This window comes from Brevibacillus laterosporus DSM 25 (assembly GCF_002706795.1).
GTDB lineage: Bacteria > Bacillota > Bacilli > Brevibacillales > Brevibacillaceae > Brevibacillus_B > Brevibacillus_B laterosporus.
Window position 1 is genome coordinate 3,096,035 of sequence record NZ_CP017705.1, and the last position, 21,649, is coordinate 3,117,683.

Genomic DNA, 21,649 nt, shown 5'->3' on the forward strand with positions numbered 1-21,649 from the left:
TTGTGCTTTTTTATAATAAATCTCATAAAAAAGAACGTTTATATCTTGGTTTTTGTTGTGATCTCTGAATTAAGCGTAACATTACGCCTTGTTTTTGATGAAAAACGTAAAGCTTATGTAAAGATAATTTCATTATTATAATGGTAGTAGAGTAGGTATAGAAAAATACCCCTCCTAATAGGAAGGGAAGGGCTGAATTCATGTAAGGAGCCTTTTTCACTTACACATGTGTTGCGAGTAATAAATAATGTTGCGTAGTGAGGCACGGCGAATATCTGGTTCATCAAATTTTTCTGGCTTGGAATTTGCTTCGAAAAACCAGATATCACCCTCAGATGTTATTCCTAAATCCATAGACATCTCAGCAAGATCTCTCATATTCTGCTGTAGGGCCTTAGCTATAACGAGTACAATATTTCGAATGTTTTGTTGGATGAAAATGGCCCACTCTTCCCCAAAAATTTTGGGAAGGATTTTATCTGGCGAAAGAATAGTACCCCCACGTGGGACATGGGTGGTAATGCTTCGGGCCCCTGCTTGGCGAATGCCTACTCCAGTTATATCCCAATGCCCCTGACCATTTTTTTGTGTAAGGACACGCACATCAAATGGTCGATTATTATAGGTAGCAAGCATGATGCCCTGCTGAATGATATAGGGTTTCCGCTGCAGAATTGGCCAAAGATATGTCCATAGTTCATCTAGATCGTAAAATGATCTGTATAGTGATTTTTGTTGATGAACACGGCGTAAAATCCAGATATTATCGTGTTTTTCAAGACGCATGATTCCTCGCCCAGCTTTTCCACGTATAGGTTTTAGGTAAAGTACATCATGTTTTTTAGCAAAGGACTTCAATCGCTCACATGAATCTAATGTATAAGTATCGGGCAAGAAAGGAACGATTTCCTTCCTGGATTGTAGGATGGTAAATAAGCTTTCCTTATCGAAAAACTGACGGTTGAAGAGTGTCACGTTCTTCAGTTGTGAGATGCGTTTGAGAGTTTCTTGCATGTGCTCTTTTTCCTCCACTGCTCGTGTTGGAATTCGATTATATATAACATGAGGAAAGGGAGTTTCAAACCTTTGCCAGTATTCTCTACGTTGATCGTATAAGTAACCTCGTATTCTATAAGTTTCCCAGTCTATACCGTCTGGAGTGAATACAAACACGAGTGCTCCTAGCTTTTGTCCCGTTTTACTTATCTCCTGAAAATTTTCCCTATTTCCTTTAAATGACTCGCCTTTGCCAGAAGTAAGAATGCCGATAAGAGGAGCAATCTGCAACACATTGTTATACATGCTCCATCTGATGCGGGTACGATAGCGACCTGTTACAGTAGGAACTAATCCTAGGTTTAATGTTTGCTCGACGTGGAGCGGACCCAATGGCACGGTGATACGTTGTGTGGTACTAAGCGGGATGGGAAAGCGGGTACCCTCTACATACCATTGTCCTGAGGGGAGTATGGTCAGCCAACCGGATTGCCAGTGGGACATTAGAAACTCCTCCTTCCTTCAGCCCGTGTTAAAAATTAGCTAAATAGCGACTGTAATCAACGAGTAAACTACGCGACATTTCATCTGCTTGTTTTAGACGGGCATGTTTAAAAATAGAACGTCCTGGTTTAGAGTTAGCTTCGAACATCCAAATATTCCCTTCCTTATCGATACCTATATCTAGACCGAGTTCACCTAGATTCGTGCCATAAGCAAACTCAATCGCATTGGCTAAGCGAATAGAAGCTTCACGAACGCGTTTTTCTAAAGTGTGATGCTGTTCTGGGAATAGAGTCTCTAGTAGTTCTTTACCTGGAATGATCCTTCCTCCAGTGCGAACGTGGGTAGTGACACTTCCAACACCAGCTACTTTGGCAGCTATACAGGAGACGACCCAACTATTTTCCACGTTTTTATGCAAATGAACTCGGAAGTCAAGTGGACGACCTGAATAGGTGCATAAATCAATGCCTTGCTGAATCAAGTAGTTACTTGCTCGGCGTGTTTGAAACACATGCTGATACAATTTGGGTAATTTCTGAAAGCGTCGGGTGACGTTACCTGCTCCGCTATGGTAAGAGAGCTGGTATCCCTTTGTAAGTTGCTTTATTTTTAATATTCCATACCCGAGACTACCATCTTTCGGTTTTAGATAGACCATAGAATATTTGTCAAGCATGCTTTTTAACATGGTGAGTGTAGGAGCTACTTGAGTTTCTGGAATGAACTCATTTATTTCCGGCATAGGATACAAGCGTTGATGAACGCCCCATTTGTCAAAGAATCCAATATTAAACATGGGAACAAAATTTTCATTGGCTACGCGAGATTTAAAATCCTTGACGGACTCCTGGCGCTCCGCTGCACGAGAGGGAACGCGATCATACAATACATCTGGCATGGCAGTCCAAAATCTTTTCCATACGTACTGCCCCTTATTAGAAGAGCGCAAGAACCAGCCGTATACTCGATTAGATGACCAATCTACATCATTGGGTGAAAAGATAAAATAATAGACCCCTTTTCCTTTCTGAGCAGACAATAATTTTTGGAAAAAGCCAGATCTAGGCCCAATAGGTGCTCTACCTCCATCGCGTATACCTGTGGTGATGATACCGATGGATGGGCCAACGCGAATTGTTCCATCTTCGTATTTTAAATGGATCATACCGGTATGAGGGATGGATAAGGCTTCTTTTAGTGGTGATGTTACTTTGACTTGATTACCGGATTTTTGCTTTTTATCTTCAATAATGATTCCATGTACCGTTATTTGCCCGTGCGAGAAAGCAACTCGTTGTCGATTCTTAAATCCCCAGTCCCGGCATAGATGGGAAGGGAGCACGATGCCTTTGATACGGGAGTAGGTAAGAAATCGTAACCGTACTGAGATGGTTTCCATGTACTCCTAACCTCCTATACGCTTATTCAAGAGATATTCAGCGTATTTTACTGGCTGTGCGACCGAATGTAATCTGGCATTCCCATCTTCAATTTGGCGGAATACCGTGCGACCTGGTCGTGAATTTACTTCAATAATCCATACATGCCCTTGCGTATCGACCCCTACATCTATTCCCAGCTCTACCAAACGACCATGATTTTTTTCTAAAAAAGGGGGAAGGAGTTGAGCAAGCATACCCACTTCCTCTATGATTTGATTACATAAGTCATGTGGATAATGTTTCAGAAGGAAATCTTCTAATGGTACGGCGATTCCCCCACCGTGTAGATTAGAGGTAATGCTTTTTTTCTTCCCTACTCGTACAGCCTTTCCGGTTGTTGTCCAATTGCCTCTCCCGTTTTTCTGGACTAAAATACGTATGTCAAAGGGTAATCCATCTGTGGTGTGTAGGCTCAAATAGGGTTGCAAGATGTACTTACGTCCCGTTGTTATCTTTTTAATACAGGTGAGAAGACTTTTTTTAGTGCGCAGGGTTCGTGTAAAGGGTTTATTATCCCGAGTTCTACCTATCAGTTCATACCCTTTTTTTACAGAAGAGATACGAATTACTCCACTACCATGGGTCCCGGCCATGGGTTTTATAATGACAGCCCCTTGTTCAGCCAGACTTGTTTCAAGAAGAGTAGGGTTAAAGAGTTGTGTCTGTGGTAACCATTTTTGTAAATCGTTTGATTTTATCAGCATGTTGTACACTTGCCATTTTCCCGATAATCCACGACCTAAGAAAGTGATTTTTGGATCATTTTGCAAGCGTTCGATGATCGGTCTATATTTAGCCACATGGGGTCCCATAAAATACCGATCATAAATTAATTGTGGAAAGGGAATTTCTATGCGCTTCCAAATTTGTTCGATGAGTTCAAAACCTATTATGGTACGTGAGGTAAAATCAACCTGACGAGGAGAAAAGACGACTATGCGTATACCTAGCTTGCTTCCAATACGTGTTAAGGTGGTATAATAAGACTTTTCCCGGAAGGTTGGCTGGTTTGGCGATCCTTTGAAAATGGCCATAATTCCTAATGTTTTTTCTTGATTTCTCATTCTGATCACCTACGCTGTCTTATCTGTTCTTCTTTCTATAAGGTGTTGTTTGACAGATTGGTTGGGTAAAGCCATGTAAAAAAGCGGTGTAGTTTACTAAATGTCGAACGGAAGGTCTTGCCTGTCGGGGAACAGTTTCGTTTTCGCGTAATCGTAAACTGGTAATACATTTGGATGGTTTGCTGTTAACCTCTAATAGCCAAACCTTTCCGTTTGTATCAATACCTAGATCAATACCGAACTCTGCGAATTCACCTTGTAAAGCGTATTCTAACCGTTCAGCGATGAGCAGAGCTACTCTCTTGAGTTTGGGAATAGTTGGCTTTTTATTACGGTTCCATGGGCCACATGTTCGCAGGGCCTGTTTAGCAGTCATGATACTACCACCGCGTGCGACGTTTGAGACAATAGAATTTTGACCCGTTCGAGCAACGATGGAGGTGGTTGCCCAAATGCCTCGATTGTTCTTTTGTACCAAAACGCGAAAATCGGTTGGATTGGAGTCGATACCAATAAGGTTTAAGCCTTGTTGTAAAACATAAGGTTTTCCTTTACAACGCTTACGTAGGAATTTTTGCAAAGAGTAGAGATTTTTTTGCCTTAAGGAGACTACCTTGTCTTTTGATACAAATCGAACACCGTATTCACCATTTGCTTTTATCAGGCGAAAAATACCCTTTCCCAAACTGCCATTAGCCGGTTTGGCGTACACGATACGATGGGTTTGTAGCATAGTTGATAGCTCGCCGTTTGGGCTAAATAACGTGGTTTTTGGCAAATAAGTGGAAACGGCTACATCATTGCGTAGGGCTTTATGGACCTGCCATTTGTTCAAGAAACGCTCATTAAAAAAGGGGATCTTCAATAATTTACAGCGTTCCACAAAATCTACTACCTTTCCACTCTGCTCTCGTTGTCGAGAAGATAGTCGATTGTAGATTGAATGGGGGAGCGGAAGAGTAAGGTTCTGCCAGAGATTTTTCTGCCTAACGAATGCGGAAACCGTTTTATTCTCCCAATCAACGTCATCTATGGAAAAGATACAAGCGAAGCCACCTTTCTGATTGAACGTATCAACCACTTCATTAATAAAAGAAGAGAGGGAACCAAAAGGCTCATGTTTATGACCCTGTTGATAGCTAGTGAGCAAAATCCCCAAATAGGGGCCGAAATAAAGCGTTTGCTGTTGAGAATCATATCGCATGAGAAATTTGGTTCCGGTAGGAATATGGAGAGCACGAACAAGGGAAGGACACATAGTGACATGTGAAGCCTGATCTACTCCTGTAACGCTTGCTTGCGCCTTTAATACGCCAAAGCAAACGGTGATGGAGACACCTGAGGGAATGTCTAGACTCTTCATGACATGAAGGGGGAGCTGTAGATCAGACCGTGCTTCTATGGGTATAGATGCTTCAATGATAGTGCGAACATATGACATGATGATCCCCTTTCCATAGGCGTTAGGTTAGTCTATCTTATGAGTTTTAAAAATAATTGGTTCCAGATAGGAGTAGAAACATGAATGCTTGGATAACATTACTTCTCAATGTAGGGATTGGCTCAGCTATTGGTGGCATCACGAATGATCTGGCTATCCGTATGCTGTTTCGCCCACATCGTGAAATAAAAATAGGCAGATTTCGGGTTCCATTTACTCCAGGACTTATCCCAAGACGGCATCAGCAAATCTCAATTGAAATGGGAAAATTAGTGGAGAATCACTTGCTAACGAGAGAAGGGGTTAGACAGGGACTACGAGCAGCAGGAATGGAACAGAAGCTTATTCAAATAGCAGAGAGTTTCATGCAAAAATGGATAGCAAGTGATATAACCTTTCGTGAGCTAATCGAAAAAGCTATGCCAGGTGCATTATTAGATGGAGACAAGCTAGCTCCGCAAATGAGAAAAGGCATATATTCAGCCTACGATGCTCGTGTAACAAATTGGCTAAAAGGCATAGAAGACAGGACCGTAGAGTCATTACTACCCACTGAAATTTTGGATAAAGTGGAGGTACTTGTAGATCAATTTGGAGAGATGTTGATTAGCCGATTAAAGGACTATCTACAAGCACCAGAAGGTCAAGCTCAGATTCAAGCGTTGATTCGTCAATTTATTGGGGGAAGCGGGGGTATGTTTGGTGGCTTAGTGGGCATGTTCTTAGGGGACGAGAAGCTAGTTGCCAAGATTATGCCACACTTAGAATCCATTCTAAGCAATCCACAGCTTATTGATAAATTAAAATCGACGCTTCATGTAGAAACGAATAAGCAATTGGAGCGCCCGATAGGTGATTTCTTTGACATGCTGAGCCAAGAAGAATTGGACAAGTGGAAAGAGAAGCTGTTCGCTAAAGGTGAAGAGCTAGGAATTGGTTTGTTGGACAAGCGTGTGGGAGAGGTGCTGAGTAACTTCGAGGAAAAAATATCAACATACTGGTTACCAAGAATCGCCCATTGGTTTACAGTGAAATTAGAGGAAAATGTTGATAGATTGTTCGACTCGCTTCATATCAAGGAAATTGTTACGAAACAAGTAGAGGGATTTCCGTTAGAGCGTTTAGAGGAAATGATAATTGGTATTTCGGGTAGGGAGTTCCGCATGATTACAGTACTCGGTTTTGTACTGGGAGCAATTATTGGACTTGTGCAAGGTTTACTTAACTTTTTAACGTAAACTACTGGAAGGTATGTAAGAGGGGCAAGGAATAAAGAGAGTAACCTTTACCAATGGAAGAAATAAAATTTTGCTGGGACATCTTCCTCTTTCGTTATGGTAGAGAATACTTATTTTGAAAACAAGCGATTTGCCAAATTAATGACAAATCGCTTGTTTTCTCTTAAAATCAATATTTCATTATTTTTACATTCCTGATGGCTCTTGTGTCTTGGATGTAGGTACCTCGTAAGGAACTCCAATTCCAGTAAAGCCGAGAATGACAGTAATAACTGGACACAGTAGACAGAAGAAGGTATAGGGCAAATATTCCAAGGTCCCTACTCCTAGCACTCCAGTTAAGAAGACCCCACACACGCTCCAGGGAACTAGTGGATTAACTACGGTTCCTGCATCTTCTAGCACACGGGACAAATTTTTACGGGCTAACCCTAACTTTTCGAAGCTTGGTAGAAAGGCTCTTCCCGGTAAAATAATGGAGAGATATTGCTCCCCAACTAACACATTGATACTGAGGCTTGACATGGCGGTAGAAAGAATCAATCGCCCACGAGTTTTCACAAATTGCTGGATACAGGAAACCAAATTAGAAATCACACCGATTTCATATAGGATCCCGCCCAAGCCTAACGCTAATAAAATAAGCGAGACAGAAGAGAGCATGCTTTGAAGGCCCCCACGTGATAGTAGAGAATCCACTGCAGCTTGTCCTGTTGTTGAAACAAAGCCACTTTGCATAATCGTTAATAGAGAGACCAACGATTGATTTGGTTGAGTAATCATGATCAATAATAAAGAGGATACAATACCTACAAATAGAGCAGGTATAGCTGGAATCCGTTTGTAAGCCATAATAAATAAAAGTAATGGTGGCAGGAACGTGCTCCAGTGAATAAACGAACTCATTTCCAAACCTTTACGCATGGTTTCAAAATCTAGTGGAACTTGGCTAGTAACAGTGCTTCCTAGGTAAAAATAGAGTACTAAAGAAATGATAAAAGCAGGAATGGTTGTCCACAGCAAATGACGAATATGTTCAAATAAATCTACTTTTGCGACCCCAGGAGCCAGATTGGTTGTATCTGACAACGGAGACATTTTATCTCCGAAGAATGCTCCAGAAATAATCGCACCTGAAATCAATGCCAGATCAATTCCTAACAATTTTCCCATTCCAAGAAAGGCAACACCGATAGTAGCTACTGTCGTAAAGGCACTCCCAATACTAGTTCCAACGAGTGAACACATAATAAAGACTGTAACCAGAAAGTAGTTAGCGGAAATAAGAGAGAATCCGTATAAGATCATGGTTGGAATCGTACCGCAGGCAATCCAAACCGCAATTAATACCCCGATCAGCAAAAAAATTACTATAGAAGGAATACCAGAAATAATTCCTTCCCGAATTCCTTTATCCATTACCTTCCAAGGTATTTTTCTACAAAACCCAAAGGCAACGGAGATCATGATGCACAATAAGATAGCGATTTGTGGAGGAGCCTGCAGATTGAGCACTAGATAACCAATCACCACCAATAAAATGAGAATAAGGGCGAGTGAATCTGGAATTTTTGTCCAAGTAGATGATGGTTGATGCTGCATCTGAGTACCTCCTTTTTCTGTTATTGGTAAAAAATGTTTAGTGTCACTTTAACGCTTATACGCTTTCAAGCACTAAAGTTAACTGTTTATAAAATTATTTTACCTGAAAAATAGAAAGTTTACAATTAGGTTAAAATAATTTTTGTTTTCTGTAAATTGTAAGGGTTGTAACCTCTTTTTCATTTCTTACAACTAATGGGGCGAAACAGTTAAAGTCAAAAAAACATCGGTCAGACTTTTTTGATTCGTCATTTTATTTATAATTAGTACATAGATGGAGGAAATCGAGAGTTTGGTAGTTGTTTCATCCTTTGGTTTTAGTCATAATACTACAATGTATAATGCAGAAGAAGGGTGATGAATATGTGGAAAGAATTTCGTGAATTCGCGATGAAAGGCAACGTCGTAGATTTGGCAATCGGTGTTGTGATAGGAGGAGCTTTTGGTAAAATCGTTACCTCTCTTGTTAATGATTTAATTATGCCATTAGTTGGTTTACTCTTAGGACGTATCGACTTTTCTAATCTATTTATAAATTTATCGGGGGATCATTATAATACGATAGCAGAGGCAAAAAAAGCAGGTGCAGCAACGCTTAACTACGGTATGTTCCTGAATTCTGTTTTAGATTTTCTCATTGTAGCCTTTAGTATTTTTATTGTAATTAGACAGTTAAATAAACTGCGTAAGAACAAGGAAGAAGTAAAAAAAGAAGAAGCAGTTACAACCAAAGAGTGCCCATATTGCATTTCTAGCATTCCTTTAGAGGCAAAGCGTTGTCCAGCATGCACCTCTCAATTAGTGGATGGACATCCATCAGCGTAAAAGCTAAGAGGAACATGTAAGTAACCAAAGATTGTCAGTTTAAAAGCAAATCTGTTACACTACTTACAATACATTCTATTAAAAAAGCGAGGGAATACTGTGAATTACGATAAAGCACATGAATTGGCACGTGCCATTAAAGATAGCGACGAGTACAAAACATTTCTTACAGCTCAACAAAACGTGAGTGCAGACCCAGATGCTAGTCGCATGTTAGCTGATTTCCGTCAAAAACAATTTGAATTGCAAATGAAACAAATGAGCGGACAAGAAGTGGGACAAGAAGATATTGAACAAATTCAAAAATTGTATGAAACGGTTCAGATTCATCAAGATATCCGTAAGGTGCTTGAAGCAGAGCGTGTTCTTGGGCAAATTATGGAAGATGTTAATCGCATCATTGCTGAGCCTCTACAGGTTTTATACGGTATTGAAAAGTAATTTCTGTTTGTAAACGAAGAACTAACTGAAATGAAATGCATTTGTAATTGGTTTGTAACATTCCTGTAATATTAAGGGGATATGATAAAAACATGATGAAAACCCCCTTAAATTATATACGTGATTTGGTGTAACGGGCGCCGTTACACCCTTTTTTTTTGTCTAGGCATGGGGTAAAATTGTTGCAAGGAGCCTTTTTAAGTTAATGAAGTGCATACACGATACGACTCGTATGATGATCATATAGCATTTTTCATTGGTAAAAACGGTAAAAAAAGGGCAGGTGGCTAACTTGGCAACAAAGCATGAACAAATCATACAACATATTGATCGCCTTCCCATCGGAACTAAGATTTCTGTCCGACAGATCGCCAAGGATCTCGAAGTAAGCGAAGGTACGGCTTATCGAGCGATCAAAGAGGCGGAAGTACAAGGATATGTTAGTACCATTGAACGGGTAGGAACCGTCCGGATCGAGAAAAAGCATAAGGAAAACTTTGATCGTTTAACTTTTGCCGAAGTAGTAAATATTGTGGATGGTAGTGTGTTGGGTGGTAAAGAAGGTTTACATAAGACTTTACATAAATTCTTGATAGGTGCCATGAAGTTAGAAAACATGGTCAAATATATTCAACCTGGTAGTTTATTAATTGTCGGAAACCGAGAGCAGGCTCATCGACTTTCCTTACAAAACGGTGCTGCTGTATTAGTGACAGGTGGATTTGATACGAGTGAGGAAGTTAAAGCGCTAGCAGACGAATTGGAATTACCGATTATTTCTACGACGTACGACACATTTAGTGTGGCTTCTTTATTAAATCGCGCTATTTATGACCGTCTCATCAAAAAAGAGATTGTCATGGTAGAGGATATTGTAAAACCCTTGGATGAGGTTCCCGTATTATTGCCTACAGATCAAGTGAAAAAATGGCATTTGTACACAGAAAAATATAAAGAGACACGCTTCGCTGTAGTGGATGAATTTCGCCGGCTAGTTGGTATTCTTACATCTAAAGATATCATAGGTAATGAAGACGATGTTACTGTGGATAAAGTGATGACACGTAGCCCAATTACAACGTCACCAAGGATATCTGTTGCTTCCGCCGCTCATCTGATGGCGTGGGAAGGCATCGAATTGTTACCGGTTGTGGATAATTTCAAAAAGCTACTGGGAGTCATCACACGCCAAGAAGTTCTGAAAGCCTTGCAATATATGCAAAAACAACCGCAATTAAGCGAAACCTTTCCCAATATGATCATGAGTCAGTTCCGTGAAGAAAAGGATCGGGATGAAGTAACCTATATCGGCGAAGTAACTCCTCAGATGACCAATCATCTGGGAACGATTGCAAGTGGTGTATTGACCACAGTCATGACAGAAGTAGCCTGTAATGAATTGCGCCGTCATCGACGTGGAGATATGGTGCCAGAGAACATTACCGTATATTTCTTAAAACCAGTTCAGATTGAAAGCCAGTTAAAGATAAAACCGCGTTTGCTAGATGTTAGTCGTCGCTTTGGGAAGGTAGAAGTAGAAGTGTTCCACCGTGATCAAATGGTAGGAAAAGCAATGGTTACAGCGCAGGTTCTAGAAAGATAGTGCAGATTATAGCAAAACCGGAGCAAGGAATTCATATCCTTCTCCGGTTTTTTGCGCTGTGGAAACATGAAATTTTTGGGATTAATAGAAGTAGGAACTATCGTTCTTGCTAAAATCAAATGAGCATGTGCCAAGAATCTCTTACATACGAAAACCCATATACGTTACACCTGCGATGAATAACATAAAGATCACTACAAGTAATTGGCAAAATCCTGTACCAGAAAGGAAAAAACTACCCAATTTCCATTTTCGTTGATGCGTAATATAGTTTGGCGGAGCGGAGGGCTCCGGCTTTGGTAACTGGTCCATATAAGCTGTGACATCTAGTTTTAAAACGCTAGCGTAACTTTTCACAAATCCTTGGACATACACTTGATGAGGAATTTTAGAAAATTCTTCTTGTTCGATTGCCTCCAAATAAGACAAAGGGATATTTGTTTTTTTATGAATATCTTCTAGGCTAATCCCTTTTGAAATCCGTGCTTCTTTCATAACGAACCCAATTCTCTCCATACAAATTGCTCCTAAACAAAATTCTCGCATGTTTGCATACATACTTATGCACAGGCCTGATTTTCTACTCATTATATGACGAGTGAATCAAACCTCCTGTTACATATGTCCTAAAAAAAATTCAAACATTCTCCATTATATTGTTTTATGAGTAAAAGAGGTAGAAGATTTTTATATTTATGTTAAGTATATTAATTGTAAATATTAATAAACGTTACTACATTTAATTCGTAATAACAATAGTAAAAAACCCGACATTCTTCTCAACTTGGAAGGAGTGTCAGGTTTTCGTTACTTTATATAGCTTTTTATTTTAGTGTCTCCGATACTCGTAGCCATTCTTGTTTATTTCGGATATAGTGTTTCGCACCAAGCACGAGATTAATAATACCTACCAACAACATTACCAAAGCAACACCTATTCGAACGGCATCCAAATCTTGAAAGGAAAATTGATTGAGACCAAATAAGATGAGCAGGCAGCCTAAGGAGATATTCATTTTTCCAAGTGTCATACGGGATTGCAATGGATGAAGACCACGGCGACGAGCGTTAATGCTATAGTAGACTCCCATGATGAGGGAGGCAATCATGCCGGTAAAATAAATAGCAAACCACATAATGTAACACCTACCCTTATTTTTTAAAATTAAAAAATCAAGACCTCTGTATTATAGCATAGTTATTGACGGAAAAATCTGCATGTTCTTACAAGTTGTAGCTTTCTATTACACGAATAAAGGTTCGCCTCAATAGCTCCTTCGGGTATAATAGGGATATACGAAGATCAGTAGAATAGGAAGGAGCAAGATGATGACAGCATCCTTCGTTCATTTACATGTGCATAGCGAATTTAGTCTATTAGATGGGGCCGCACGGATTGATCAATTGGTGGAAAAGGCTGCTGAGCTTAAGATGCCAGCCTTAGCAATTACAGACCATGCTAATCTATACGGAGTCATTCCTTTTTATAAAGCATGTCTAGATAAAGGCATTAAACCCATTATTGGCATGGAAATTTACCTAATTGACGGAGATTTGCGTGATCGGGTAACACGACATACCAAGGCTCCCTATCATTTGACCTTACTAGCAGAGAACGAGCAAGGCTATAAAAATTTAATTCAGTTATCTACGATTGCTCATACAGAGGGAGCGCAAGTGCTACCACGCATAAATCGGGAAAGACTGAAACGGTACACAAATGGACTGATTGCTCTAAGTGGTTGCACAGAAGGAGAGATTAACCAGCTATTACTAGCGGGCGATTTAGAGGCAGCGAAACAAGCTGCCGGCTGGTATACAGATATTTTTGGCCCACAGCACTTTTACTTGGAACTTCAAGATCATGGAACAGAACAAGAACGTCGTCTGAATCAACGTGTATTAAGATTGCATGAGGCGACACAAATTCCACTAGTAGTCACAAATAACGTGCATTATGTGGAAAAGCAGGAGGCAGAGCTACACGACGTTCTGCTGGCTATTGGCCAAGGTGTAACAATTACAGATGCTAACCGAGCTCGCTACGAGACGGAAGAATATTATCTTAAATCAGCTGAAGAAATGGCTAGTCTGTTTGTCTACGCTAAAGAGGGACTACAAAACACTCTTCGTATAGCAGAGCGCTGTCGGGTGGAGATTCAATTAGATCAGCACATTTTGCCACGGTTTCCGTTACCAGAGGGAGTGGAGGCGGAGCAATATTTGCGCAAAATATGTGAAGAAGGATGTGTCAAGCGCTACGGTGCCCTACATGCTGAGGTGCTGGAACGCCTTGATTATGAACTATCTGTTATAACAGGGACTGGCTTTACAGATTACTTTTTAATCGTTTGGGATTTTATGAAATATGCTCATGAGCAAGGAATAGCAACTGGTCCGGGTCGAGGATCAGCGGCAGGCAGCTTGGTCGCCTACGCTCTTTCCATTACCAATGTAGATCCGCTTGCTCATAATCTGCTATTTGAGCGCTTTCTCAATCCAGAGCGCATTACTATGCCTGATATCGATATTGACTTTGCGGTGGAGCGTCGTGATGAGGTTATTCATTATGTAGCTGACAGATATGGTCATGATCGGGTAGCGCAGATTATTACTTTTGGTACACTTGCTGCAAGGGCTGCTGTTCGCGATGTTGGCCGGGCCTTGGGATTGTCACTTGCTTTGGTAGATCGCGTAGCGAAAATGATACCACAATCTCCGTCTATGACTTTTGATAAAGCATTCAAGCTTAACCCTGACTTAGAGCGATTAACGGAGGAGAATCGGGATGTAGCTAAGCTCATCCGGTTAGGGCGCGGGCTGGAGGGATTACCGCGTCATGCTTCTACCCATGCGGCTGGTGTGGTCATTTCACGTGAACCTTTAACAGAATATGTTCCCTTGCAAGAAGGCAGTGAGGGGCTATTACTTACACAGTTTCCAATGGATATTTTAGAACAGGTCGGTTTGTTGAAAATGGATTTTTTAGGGCTACGCAACCTGACCATTATTCAGGAAACGTTAAAGGAAATGAACCGTCAGGGCGTTCCATTGTCATTAGACTCATTGCCGATAGAGGATGCCAAAAGCTTTGCGATGTTAACTCGTGGTGAAACAACAGGGGTGTTTCAATTGGAATCGGCGGGAATTCGCAATGTGCTTCGAGATTTAAAGCCAACCTGTCTAGGCGATATCGTCGCTGTTCTTGCCTTATATCGTCCAGGTCCTATGGAAATTATCCCGGATTATATCAAAGCCAAGCATGGTAAAACTCCAGTGCACTACCCTCATCCCGATTTAGAGGCGATTTTGCAAGAGACGCACGGCTTTATTATTTATCAGGAGCAAATCATGCAGATCTCTTCGAAAATGGCTGGATTTACTCTAGGTGAGGCTGATATTTTACGGCGGGCCGTAGGGAAAAAGAAACGTGAGCTATTGATGGAACAACGTGAGAAATTTGTGGCAGGGAGCATTGCTCAAGGATATGAGGAACAGCTTGCCAATGAAGTCTATGATCTGATTGTTAAATTTGCTGATTACGGTTTTAACAAAGCCCATTCAGTCGCGTATGCGATTATTGCCTACCAGATGGCGTATTTAAAAGCGAATCATTCATTAGCTTTTATGGCTTCTTTACTATCGATGTCGATTGGTAGCCAAGGGAGGATTGCCGAATATGTAGAAGAAGCAAAGCGCCTACGTCTACCAGTGCTCCCTCCTTGCGTAAATGCTAGCGAAGCGTTATTTAGCGTAGAGCCTGATAAACAGGCGATCCGCTTTGGATTGGCTGGTGTTAAAAATGTAGGTTACGGTGCTATCGAGTCAATTGTCAAAGAACGGGTAAAAGCTCCGTTTTCGGATCTGATTGATTTTTGTTCAAGAGTAGACAGTAGATTAGTTAACCGCCGTGTGATTGAGTCTTTGATTATTTGTGGTGCGTTGGATTCATTGCCAGGTCATAGGGCTCAGCTTTTATTGATGCTTGATGAAGCGATGGAGAAGGGTGGTACACGTCGAAAAGAAAAAGAGGCTGCTCAGTTAAATTTGTTTGCATTTACAAGTGAAGCCAGCCGTGATGATGAAGGCAATCATCGAGAGAAGCTAGAATATCCAGAGGTACCTCCCTTCTCTCATATCCAAAGCTTACAAGAGGAAAAAGAGCTGTTAGGTGTCTATCTGTCTGGTCATCCACTCGATCCCTATTCTTATCTAACACAGCATAAGGAAGTAAGCATGATTCCCAGTCTGGATGATTTACCCCATCAGCATGTGGTAAAAATTGTAGGGATGATTACAGAAGCTAAGCGAATCCAAACAAAAAAAGGCGACCCGATGGCATTTCTACAGGTAGAAGATAAAATGGCTCAAGTAGAGGTTGTTGTTTTTCCGAAAATATTTCAATTGGCTCAAACCTTTTTATACAAGGAGTCAATCGTTGTTATTGAAGGACGAATAGATCGTCAGGGAGATACACCTAAATTGATCGCTAACAGAATCTGGGACGGAAAAACATTGCCCAAGCCACAGATGGAAAGTGTATTATTTATTAAAATCTCTCCAGAACATGAAAGAGACGATGCTCTGGTTCGTTTAAAAGAATTGTTTACTAAACACAATGGGCTGACCCCAGTTCTCCTTTATTACGAACAGAAAAAACAAATTTTACGCCTACCAAACGAATATCGAGTAGAAGCAAATACGGAAATACTGGAGAAAATGAAAGAAATAGTGGGAGATGAGTGTGTAATTCAGAAAGAATTGCCCATAAATGGGGGAGGATGAACGAAGTCCTCCCTTTTTTGCGCTTTATAGCAGGTTTACAGTTGGAAATGATTTGATATAATGAACAGTAACGGCGTTTGGGTGGTCTGACCACTTCGACATACAACAATATGGGTAATTTACTCAGGCGAGAATGGAGTGATTTAGGTGTCGAATTTAAGAGAAGAAGCTCTTGAACTTCACAGAGTACATCAAGGAAAGCTAGAATCAGTTACGAAGGTGCCAGTGCGCGATGCACATGATTTAAGCCTAGCATACTCGCCTGGTGTAGCCGAACCTTGCAAAGAGATTTTTAACGATCCTAGCAAAGTTTACGAATATACCATGAAAGGCAATCTGGTTGCCGTAGTTAGCGATGGGACAGCCGTGCTAGGACTTGGTAATATCGGTCCAGAAGCAGCTATGCCTGTTATGGAAGGGAAAGCTGTATTATTTAAATCTTTTGCTGGTGTAGATGCGTTTCCGATCTGCTTAAATACAACGGACAAAGAGAAGATTATTGAAACAGTAAAACTTCTAGAGCCGACTTTTGGAGGCGTGAATCTAGAAGATATCGCAGCACCTGCGTGCTTTGAAATCGAGGAACGTCTAAAAAAAGAAACCAATATTCCCGTGTTCCACGATGACCAGCACGGAACAGCAATTGTAACAGCTGCGGGTCTCATCAATGCTTTAAAATTAGTGAATAAAAAAATACAAGATATTCGTGTAGTTGCCAACGGTGCTGGTGCCGCTGGTATCGCAATTATTAAACTTTTAATTAGCATGGGTGTAAAAGAAGTAATTATGTGCGATACAAAAGGAATTGTGTATGAAGGTCGCCAATTTGGTATGAATCCAGTAAAAGAAGAAATTGCTTTGCTTACGAATCGTGAAAAAATGCAAGGCGAGTTAGCAGATGCAATGGTTGGCGCTGACGTATTCATTGGTGTTTCTGCAGCAGGAGCTGTAACTCCTGAGATGGTTACATCTATGAACCGTGATGCTATTATTTTTGCAATGGCTAACCCTACACCTGAGATCATGCCGGAAGAGGCTAAAAAGGCAGGAGCGGCAGTGGTAGGAACAGGACGTTCAGATTTCCCAAATCAGGTTAATAATGTACTGGCGTTCCCAGGTATTTTCCGCGGTGCGTTGGATACAAGGGCGACTCAAATCAATGAAGAAATGAAATTAGCGGCTGTTTATGCTATCGCTGATTTAATCGATGGAGATCAGTTACATGCTGATTTTGTTATCCCAGCTCCGTTTGATGCTCGTGTTGCTTCGAACGTAGCAGCTGCAGTTGCTAAAGCTGCGATGGATAGCGGTGTAGCTCGTCTAACTGTTGATCTAGAAGAAATAAAAGCAAAAACAGTAAAACTTTCTGCTTTCTCATATCAAGAATAGCAAGTAGCTGTATAAGAGAAGGCGATAGAAATCGCCTTCTACTGATTTTTAGCCGAAGGAGTGGAGTACTATGACAGACTCCTCCACCAATCGGAAAGTGTATGAAGGAATTCTCATGCAATTGAACGAAATTATTGCAGAAGAGAATTTACGTCCTGGGGATAAACTTCCCTCAGAGCGAGAGCTTTCCGAGCGATTAAGTGTTGGGCGTTCCTCTGTACGTGAGGCGCTCCGAGCTTTAGAGCTGTTGGGTCTAATAGAGACGAGACGTGGGGAAGGCACCTTTTTGAAGCATTATCGGCATAACCGGTTGATCGATTTATTAGGTTCTTACATTCTACGGGACGCAAAAACAAAAAAAGATCTCGTAGAAATGCGCAAGATTCTAGAACTGGATGCTGTACGTCTTGCGTGCACCCGAGCAGGTAGTAAGCACTTTGAGGAAATGGAACGCATTCTGGATTCTGCTTGGGATAAGTTGGAGCAAGGAGACATTCCATGGGAGGAAGATTACTTATTTCATCGGGTCATATGTAGATCGAGCCGCAATTCTGTCTTACACCGAATATGGGCTCCACTCGTGGAATATAGTGGCGGAATTCGCAAAGACTCTTTAGCGCGTGAGGGAAGAGCGCGTATTGCTCATCAGGAACATGTGCAAGTTATGGAGGCAATCCGCGAAGGTAATGAATTAAAGGCGATGGAATATATGAAGGTACATCTTGACAACAGCATGTTATAAATTGCAGGTGCTGTAGGGGCTGTGATATGATGAGGCACAGATTGTCAGATTTACAGCAGTAAGGAGGATTATCATGTGGACTGTCATCTACATCGCTCCTAGCGCCAAGATTGCCGAACGTATTCAACACCGTTTAACAAGTGAAGGATTTCTGGTGAAGGTTCGTGAGGCTAAAGTATCCAAACAATATGAGATACTGGTGCCAGAGGGCGAACTGTCCGAAGTGCAAGAGGTTCTCGGCACGGTTCTTCACTGAAACAAATGTGAGGTGATAGTGTGCTCAAAGATCTTTTTGGGAAAAAGCGCAAATTTGCGACTGTACCTAGCGTGTCAATGACGCAACAAGTCCCGACTGTTGAACCGAAAGAGGTTCCAGAAGGTCTTATGCATAAATGTTCCCATTGTGGATCGATCCATTATTCCAAGGATTTGGAGAAGAATTTAAAAGTCTGTAAAGGCTGTCAGCATCATTTTCCTATGTCTTCTCCAGAGCGTGTTCAATCGCTACTGGATAATGGTAGTTTTACAGAAGAATTTGATGCTGAGTTAATTTCAGATAACCCTCTTCAATTTCCGGGTTATGAAGATAAATTAGAACAAGATCGTACCAAAACAAATTTGAATGAAGCGGTTATTACGGGAGAGGGTCTGCTTCAGGGGATACCTGTTGTATTAGGTGTCATGGATTCACGTTTTCGAATGGGAAGCATGGGTGCAGTTGTTGGTGAAAAGATTACACGGGCGATTGAACGCGCTATTGAGCGTAAGCTGCCATTTATCCTGTTCTCTGCTTCTGGTGGAGCACGTATGCAGGAAGGAATGATCAGTCTAATGCAGATGGCTAAAACAAGCTCTGCATTGGCTCAATTGGCGAATGAACGATTGTTATATATCTCTGTATTAACTCATCCAACTACCGGTGGTGTATCTGCTAGTTTTGCGTCTCTTGGTGATTTTAATATTGCCGAGCCAGGCGCACAGATTGGTTTTGCCGGTCGTCGTATTATTGAGCAAACGATTCGTCAGGAGCTTCCTAAGGATTTTCAGACTGCGGAGTTTCTATTAAAGCATGGACAGCTTGACATGGTGGTGCATCGCAAGGATATGCGTGAGACTTTAGGTACGTTGGTCGCTTTGCACACAAATAGGGAGGTAGAATAAATGGCAACAGATCTCTCATTTGAAAAACCATTAGTAGAGCTGCACGATAAAATTAAAGAACTACGTAAGTTTACAGAAGAAAAAGGGATTGATTTTACAGATGAAGTAAAGCGTCTGGAGGCAAAAGCGAAAGATTTGGCTGAGCAAATTTACGGGAACTTAACCCCGTGGCAACGCGTACAGATTTCTCGTCATCCAGAGCGTCCCACAACATTTGATTATATCAAGCATATTTTTACTGATTTTATGGAACTACATGGGGATCGTTCCTATGGAGATGATATGGCGATTGTTGGTGGTATTGCACGTCTGGAAGGTCGACCTGTCACTGTTATCGGTCATCAAAAGGGGAAAGATACCAAAGAAAATATTAGTCGTAATTTTGGTATGGCTCATCCAGAGGGCTATCGTAAAGCGTTGCGGTTAATGAAGCAGGCCGAGAAATTTGGTCGACCGATCATTACGTTTATTAATACGCAAGGAGCTTATCCAGGTAAAGCAGCAGAAGAGCGCGGACAGAGTGAAGCGATTGCTCGGAATTTGCTTGAAATGGCTAACTTTACGGTTCCTATTATTTGTGTGGTCATCGGAGAAGGCGGTAGTGGAGGGGCTCTAGGTATTAGTGTCGGTAACCATATCTATATGCTAGAGAACTCCGTTTATTCGGTTATTTCTCCAGAGGGAGCTGCAGCTCTTTTATGGAAAGATTCTAGTCTTGCTATGCGAGCAGCAGAAACCATGAAAATTTCTGCCCCAGATTTATTAGAATTAGGTATTATCGATCAAATTATTCCGGAACCATTTGGTGGGGCACATCGTGATTTAATCCAACAAGCTGGCTTTATTAAACAGTCATTGCTTAATGGTTTGGCTGAGCTTGAAAAACTGTCTCCTAATGAATTAGTACAGCATCGTTATAACAAATTTAAACAAATTGGCACATTTACTTCCCTTTCATAAAAAAGGGGAGTTTTTTGCTTTTTTAGACGCTGAAAATCTGTTAGAATCAGTATTCGGAAGACGAACTTGGCAAAAAAAGAAAAACTAACAAAAAGTATGTCACAAATTCCAAAATGGAATGGCTAAAACCGGAAGTTTGTTGTATAACAGCCTATTAATATACGCCATTTATACATACTGCGTGACTAATTTACCGAATTGGTATAACACCATCATGTTTACCAAATTATTGGGTAAATATTTATTGTTTCGATCGTATGAATATGGTGTTTTGTAACATGTAGGCAGGTTTTTTGTTTACAAAACTTTCCCCAGGTTTCTCATTTTCGTTACCAATAGAAAATGATGCAGAGAGCCATCCTAAGGAAAGGAGAAAATGAAGAGGTGAGTACTATGAAAAAAATTGCTGTTTTAACTAGTGGTGGCGATGCTCCAGGTATGAACGCGGCTGTCCGTGCTGCGGTACGTCGAGCTATTTACAAAGGCGTTCAGATTTTTGGAGTTTACAATGGATATAATGGTCTTATTAGCGGTAACATCAAGGAATTAACCCTTGGTTCTGTAGGTGACATTATTCATCGTGGTGGTACAATGCTTTTCACAGCTCGTAGTGACGAGTTCAGAACGGAAGAGGGACGAGCAAAAGCGGTTGAACAATTAAAGAAACATGGAATCGAAGGGCTAATTGTTGTCGGGGGAGATGGTTCGTTCCGCGGTGCGCAAAAACTAACCCAACTTGGATTCCCAACCATTGGTGTTCCAGGTACAATTGATAATGATATCCCATGCACTGACTTTACAATTGGCTTTGACACAGCATTAAACACTGTAGTAGAATGCATTGACAAAATCCGCGATACGGCTACTTCCCATGAGCGTACGTACATTGTTGAGGTTATGGGACGTGATGCAGGTGACTTGGCTCTGTGGGCTGGTTTGGCTGCCGGAGCAGAATCCATCATCATTCCTGAGGCAGATACGGATATGAAAGATATTCTGGAGCGTCTACGTTCAGGTCATCGCCGTGGTAAAAAGCATTCCATCATCATTGTTGCAGAAGGGGTAGGTCAAGCTTCACAGTTCGCTGATGTGATTAAGGCAGAAACAGGCTGGGAAACACGTGTAACTGTTCTGGGACATATTCAACGTGGTGGCTCTCCAACTGCTTTCGACCGTATGTTAGCAAGTCGTTTAGGTGCAGCTGCTGTCGATTTGCTACTTGAAGGCAAAGCGGATCGTATGGTTGGAATTAAGAACAATAACATCGTAGACGTTGACATTGATGAAGCGCTTGATCAAAAACATCAACTTGACTTGTCCGTTTACCAATTAGCGCGTTCTCTATCCATTTAATTGGTAACTTTTCAAGAAGCATAAAAATTTCAGTGGCGTTCTAATGGAACTATTTAGGTTAGGAACGCCCTGTTCTTTTGTAAAACAAGAATTACTAAGC

Annotated in this window: 18 protein-coding genes; 11 read left to right on the plus strand and 7 right to left on the minus strand. The window is 41.2% G+C overall.

All coding sequences use genetic code 11. The features are described from left to right. Window positions 1-216 precede the first annotated feature (216 nt). Genes BrL25_RS15100 through BrL25_RS15115 form a run of 4 tightly spaced genes read right to left on the minus strand, consistent with a single transcriptional unit; the run spans window position 217 to window position 5,450 of the window. Window positions 217-1,500 (minus strand): YheC/YheD family endospore coat-associated protein, encoded by a 1,284-nt coding sequence (locus BrL25_RS15100; RefSeq protein ID WP_018671464.1) that lies wholly within the window; start codon window positions 1,498-1,500, stop codon window positions 217-219. A 28-nt stretch (window positions 1,501-1,528) separates the two neighbouring features. Next, window positions 1,529-2,902, minus strand: a complete 1,374-nt coding sequence (locus BrL25_RS15105; RefSeq protein WP_018671463.1) for a YheC/YheD family endospore coat-associated protein — start codon at window positions 2,900-2,902, stop codon at window positions 1,529-1,531. Between the two features lie 6 nt (window positions 2,903-2,908). Further along, entirely contained in the window at window positions 2,909-4,009 is a 1,101-nt protein-coding gene (locus BrL25_RS15110) for a YheC/YheD family endospore coat-associated protein (RefSeq protein ID WP_018671462.1), read from the minus strand. Between the two features lie 19 nt (window positions 4,010-4,028). Then, the gene (locus BrL25_RS15115; RefSeq protein ID WP_018671461.1) at window positions 4,029-5,450 is read right to left on the minus strand and encodes a YheC/YheD family endospore coat-associated protein; all 1,422 of its coding nucleotides are present in this window, start codon (window positions 5,448-5,450) and stop codon (window positions 4,029-4,031) included. A gap of 80 nt (window positions 5,451-5,530) precedes the next feature. Here BrL25_RS15115 and BrL25_RS15120 point away from each other — a divergent pair, with 80 nt between their 5' ends. Continuing rightward, a complete protein-coding gene (locus tag BrL25_RS15120; RefSeq protein ID WP_018671460.1) occupies window positions 5,531-6,688 on the plus strand; it encodes a DUF445 domain-containing protein in 1,158 nt (385 codons plus the stop codon). 186 nt (window positions 6,689-6,874) lie between these two features. On the opposite strand, the gene nhaC is transcribed toward BrL25_RS15120, so the two are convergent. After that, window positions 6,875-8,290 (minus strand): Na+/H+ antiporter NhaC, encoded by a 1,416-nt coding sequence (gene nhaC, locus BrL25_RS15125; protein ID WP_018671459.1) that lies wholly within the window; start codon window positions 8,288-8,290, stop codon window positions 6,875-6,877. A gap of 363 nt (window positions 8,291-8,653) precedes the next feature. On the opposite strand from nhaC, the gene mscL reads away from it, so the two are divergent. The 3 genes from mscL (at window position 8,654) to BrL25_RS15140 (ending at window position 11,159) form a co-directional block, all read left to right on the plus strand. Beyond that, window positions 8,654-9,115, plus strand: a complete 462-nt coding sequence (gene mscL / locus BrL25_RS15130; RefSeq protein ID WP_018671458.1) for a large conductance mechanosensitive channel protein MscL — start codon at window positions 8,654-8,656, stop codon at window positions 9,113-9,115. A 99-nt stretch (window positions 9,116-9,214) separates the two neighbouring features. Beyond that, window positions 9,215-9,556: a YlbF/YmcA family competence regulator gene (locus BrL25_RS15135; protein WP_018671457.1), complete on the plus strand. Its 342-nt coding sequence runs from the start codon at window positions 9,215-9,217 to the stop codon at window positions 9,554-9,556. A 292-nt stretch (window positions 9,557-9,848) separates the two neighbouring features. Beyond that, window positions 9,849-11,159 (plus strand): DRTGG domain-containing protein, encoded by a 1,311-nt coding sequence (locus BrL25_RS15140; protein ID WP_018671456.1) that lies wholly within the window; start codon window positions 9,849-9,851, stop codon window positions 11,157-11,159. Window positions 11,160-11,300: 141 nt separating this feature from the next. Here the strand turns inward: BrL25_RS15140 and BrL25_RS15145 are convergent, their stop codons facing one another. Together BrL25_RS15145 and BrL25_RS15150 are read right to left on the minus strand one after the other, a co-directional pair. Then, window positions 11,301-11,675, minus strand: a complete 375-nt coding sequence (locus BrL25_RS15145; RefSeq protein ID WP_018671455.1) for a helix-turn-helix domain-containing protein — start codon at window positions 11,673-11,675, stop codon at window positions 11,301-11,303. Between the two features lie 308 nt (window positions 11,676-11,983). Then, window positions 11,984-12,295: a YtpI family protein gene (locus BrL25_RS15150; protein ID WP_018671454.1), complete on the minus strand. Its 312-nt coding sequence runs from the start codon at window positions 12,293-12,295 to the stop codon at window positions 11,984-11,986. Between the two features lie 190 nt (window positions 12,296-12,485). Between BrL25_RS15150 and BrL25_RS15155 the strand changes: the two genes are divergently transcribed. From BrL25_RS15155 to pfkA, 7 genes are all read left to right on the plus strand, one after another. Further along, window positions 12,486-15,944 carry a DNA polymerase III subunit alpha gene (locus BrL25_RS15155; protein ID WP_018671453.1) on the plus strand — a complete coding sequence of 1,153 codons (3,459 nt, stop codon included), beginning with the start codon at window positions 12,486-12,488 and terminating at the stop codon, window positions 15,942-15,944. 147 nt (window positions 15,945-16,091) lie between these two features. After that, entirely contained in the window at window positions 16,092-17,333 is a 1,242-nt protein-coding gene (gene ystJ / locus BrL25_RS15160; protein WP_018671452.1) for an NADP-dependent malic enzyme, read from the plus strand. A gap of 70 nt (window positions 17,334-17,403) precedes the next feature. Then, window positions 17,404-18,075: a FadR/GntR family transcriptional regulator gene (locus BrL25_RS15165; RefSeq protein ID WP_018671451.1), complete on the plus strand. Its 672-nt coding sequence runs from the start codon at window positions 17,404-17,406 to the stop codon at window positions 18,073-18,075. Window positions 18,076-18,148: 73 nt separating this feature from the next. Then, a complete protein-coding gene (locus tag BrL25_RS15170; RefSeq protein WP_003335246.1) occupies window positions 18,149-18,331 on the plus strand; it encodes a hypothetical protein in 183 nt (60 codons plus the stop codon). A gap of 20 nt (window positions 18,332-18,351) precedes the next feature. Beyond that, entirely contained in the window at window positions 18,352-19,236 is an 885-nt protein-coding gene (accD, locus tag BrL25_RS15175; RefSeq protein ID WP_018671450.1) for an acetyl-CoA carboxylase, carboxyltransferase subunit beta, read from the plus strand. Continuing rightward, the gene (accA, locus tag BrL25_RS15180) at window positions 19,237-20,196 is read left to right on the plus strand and encodes an acetyl-CoA carboxylase carboxyl transferase subunit alpha (protein ID WP_018671449.1); all 960 of its coding nucleotides are present in this window, start codon (window positions 19,237-19,239) and stop codon (window positions 20,194-20,196) included. It begins immediately after the preceding gene. A gap of 393 nt (window positions 20,197-20,589) precedes the next feature. Next, the gene (gene pfkA / locus BrL25_RS15185) at window positions 20,590-21,549 is read left to right on the plus strand and encodes a 6-phosphofructokinase (RefSeq protein ID WP_018671448.1); all 960 of its coding nucleotides are present in this window, start codon (window positions 20,590-20,592) and stop codon (window positions 21,547-21,549) included. Window positions 21,550-21,649 lie beyond the last annotated feature (100 nt).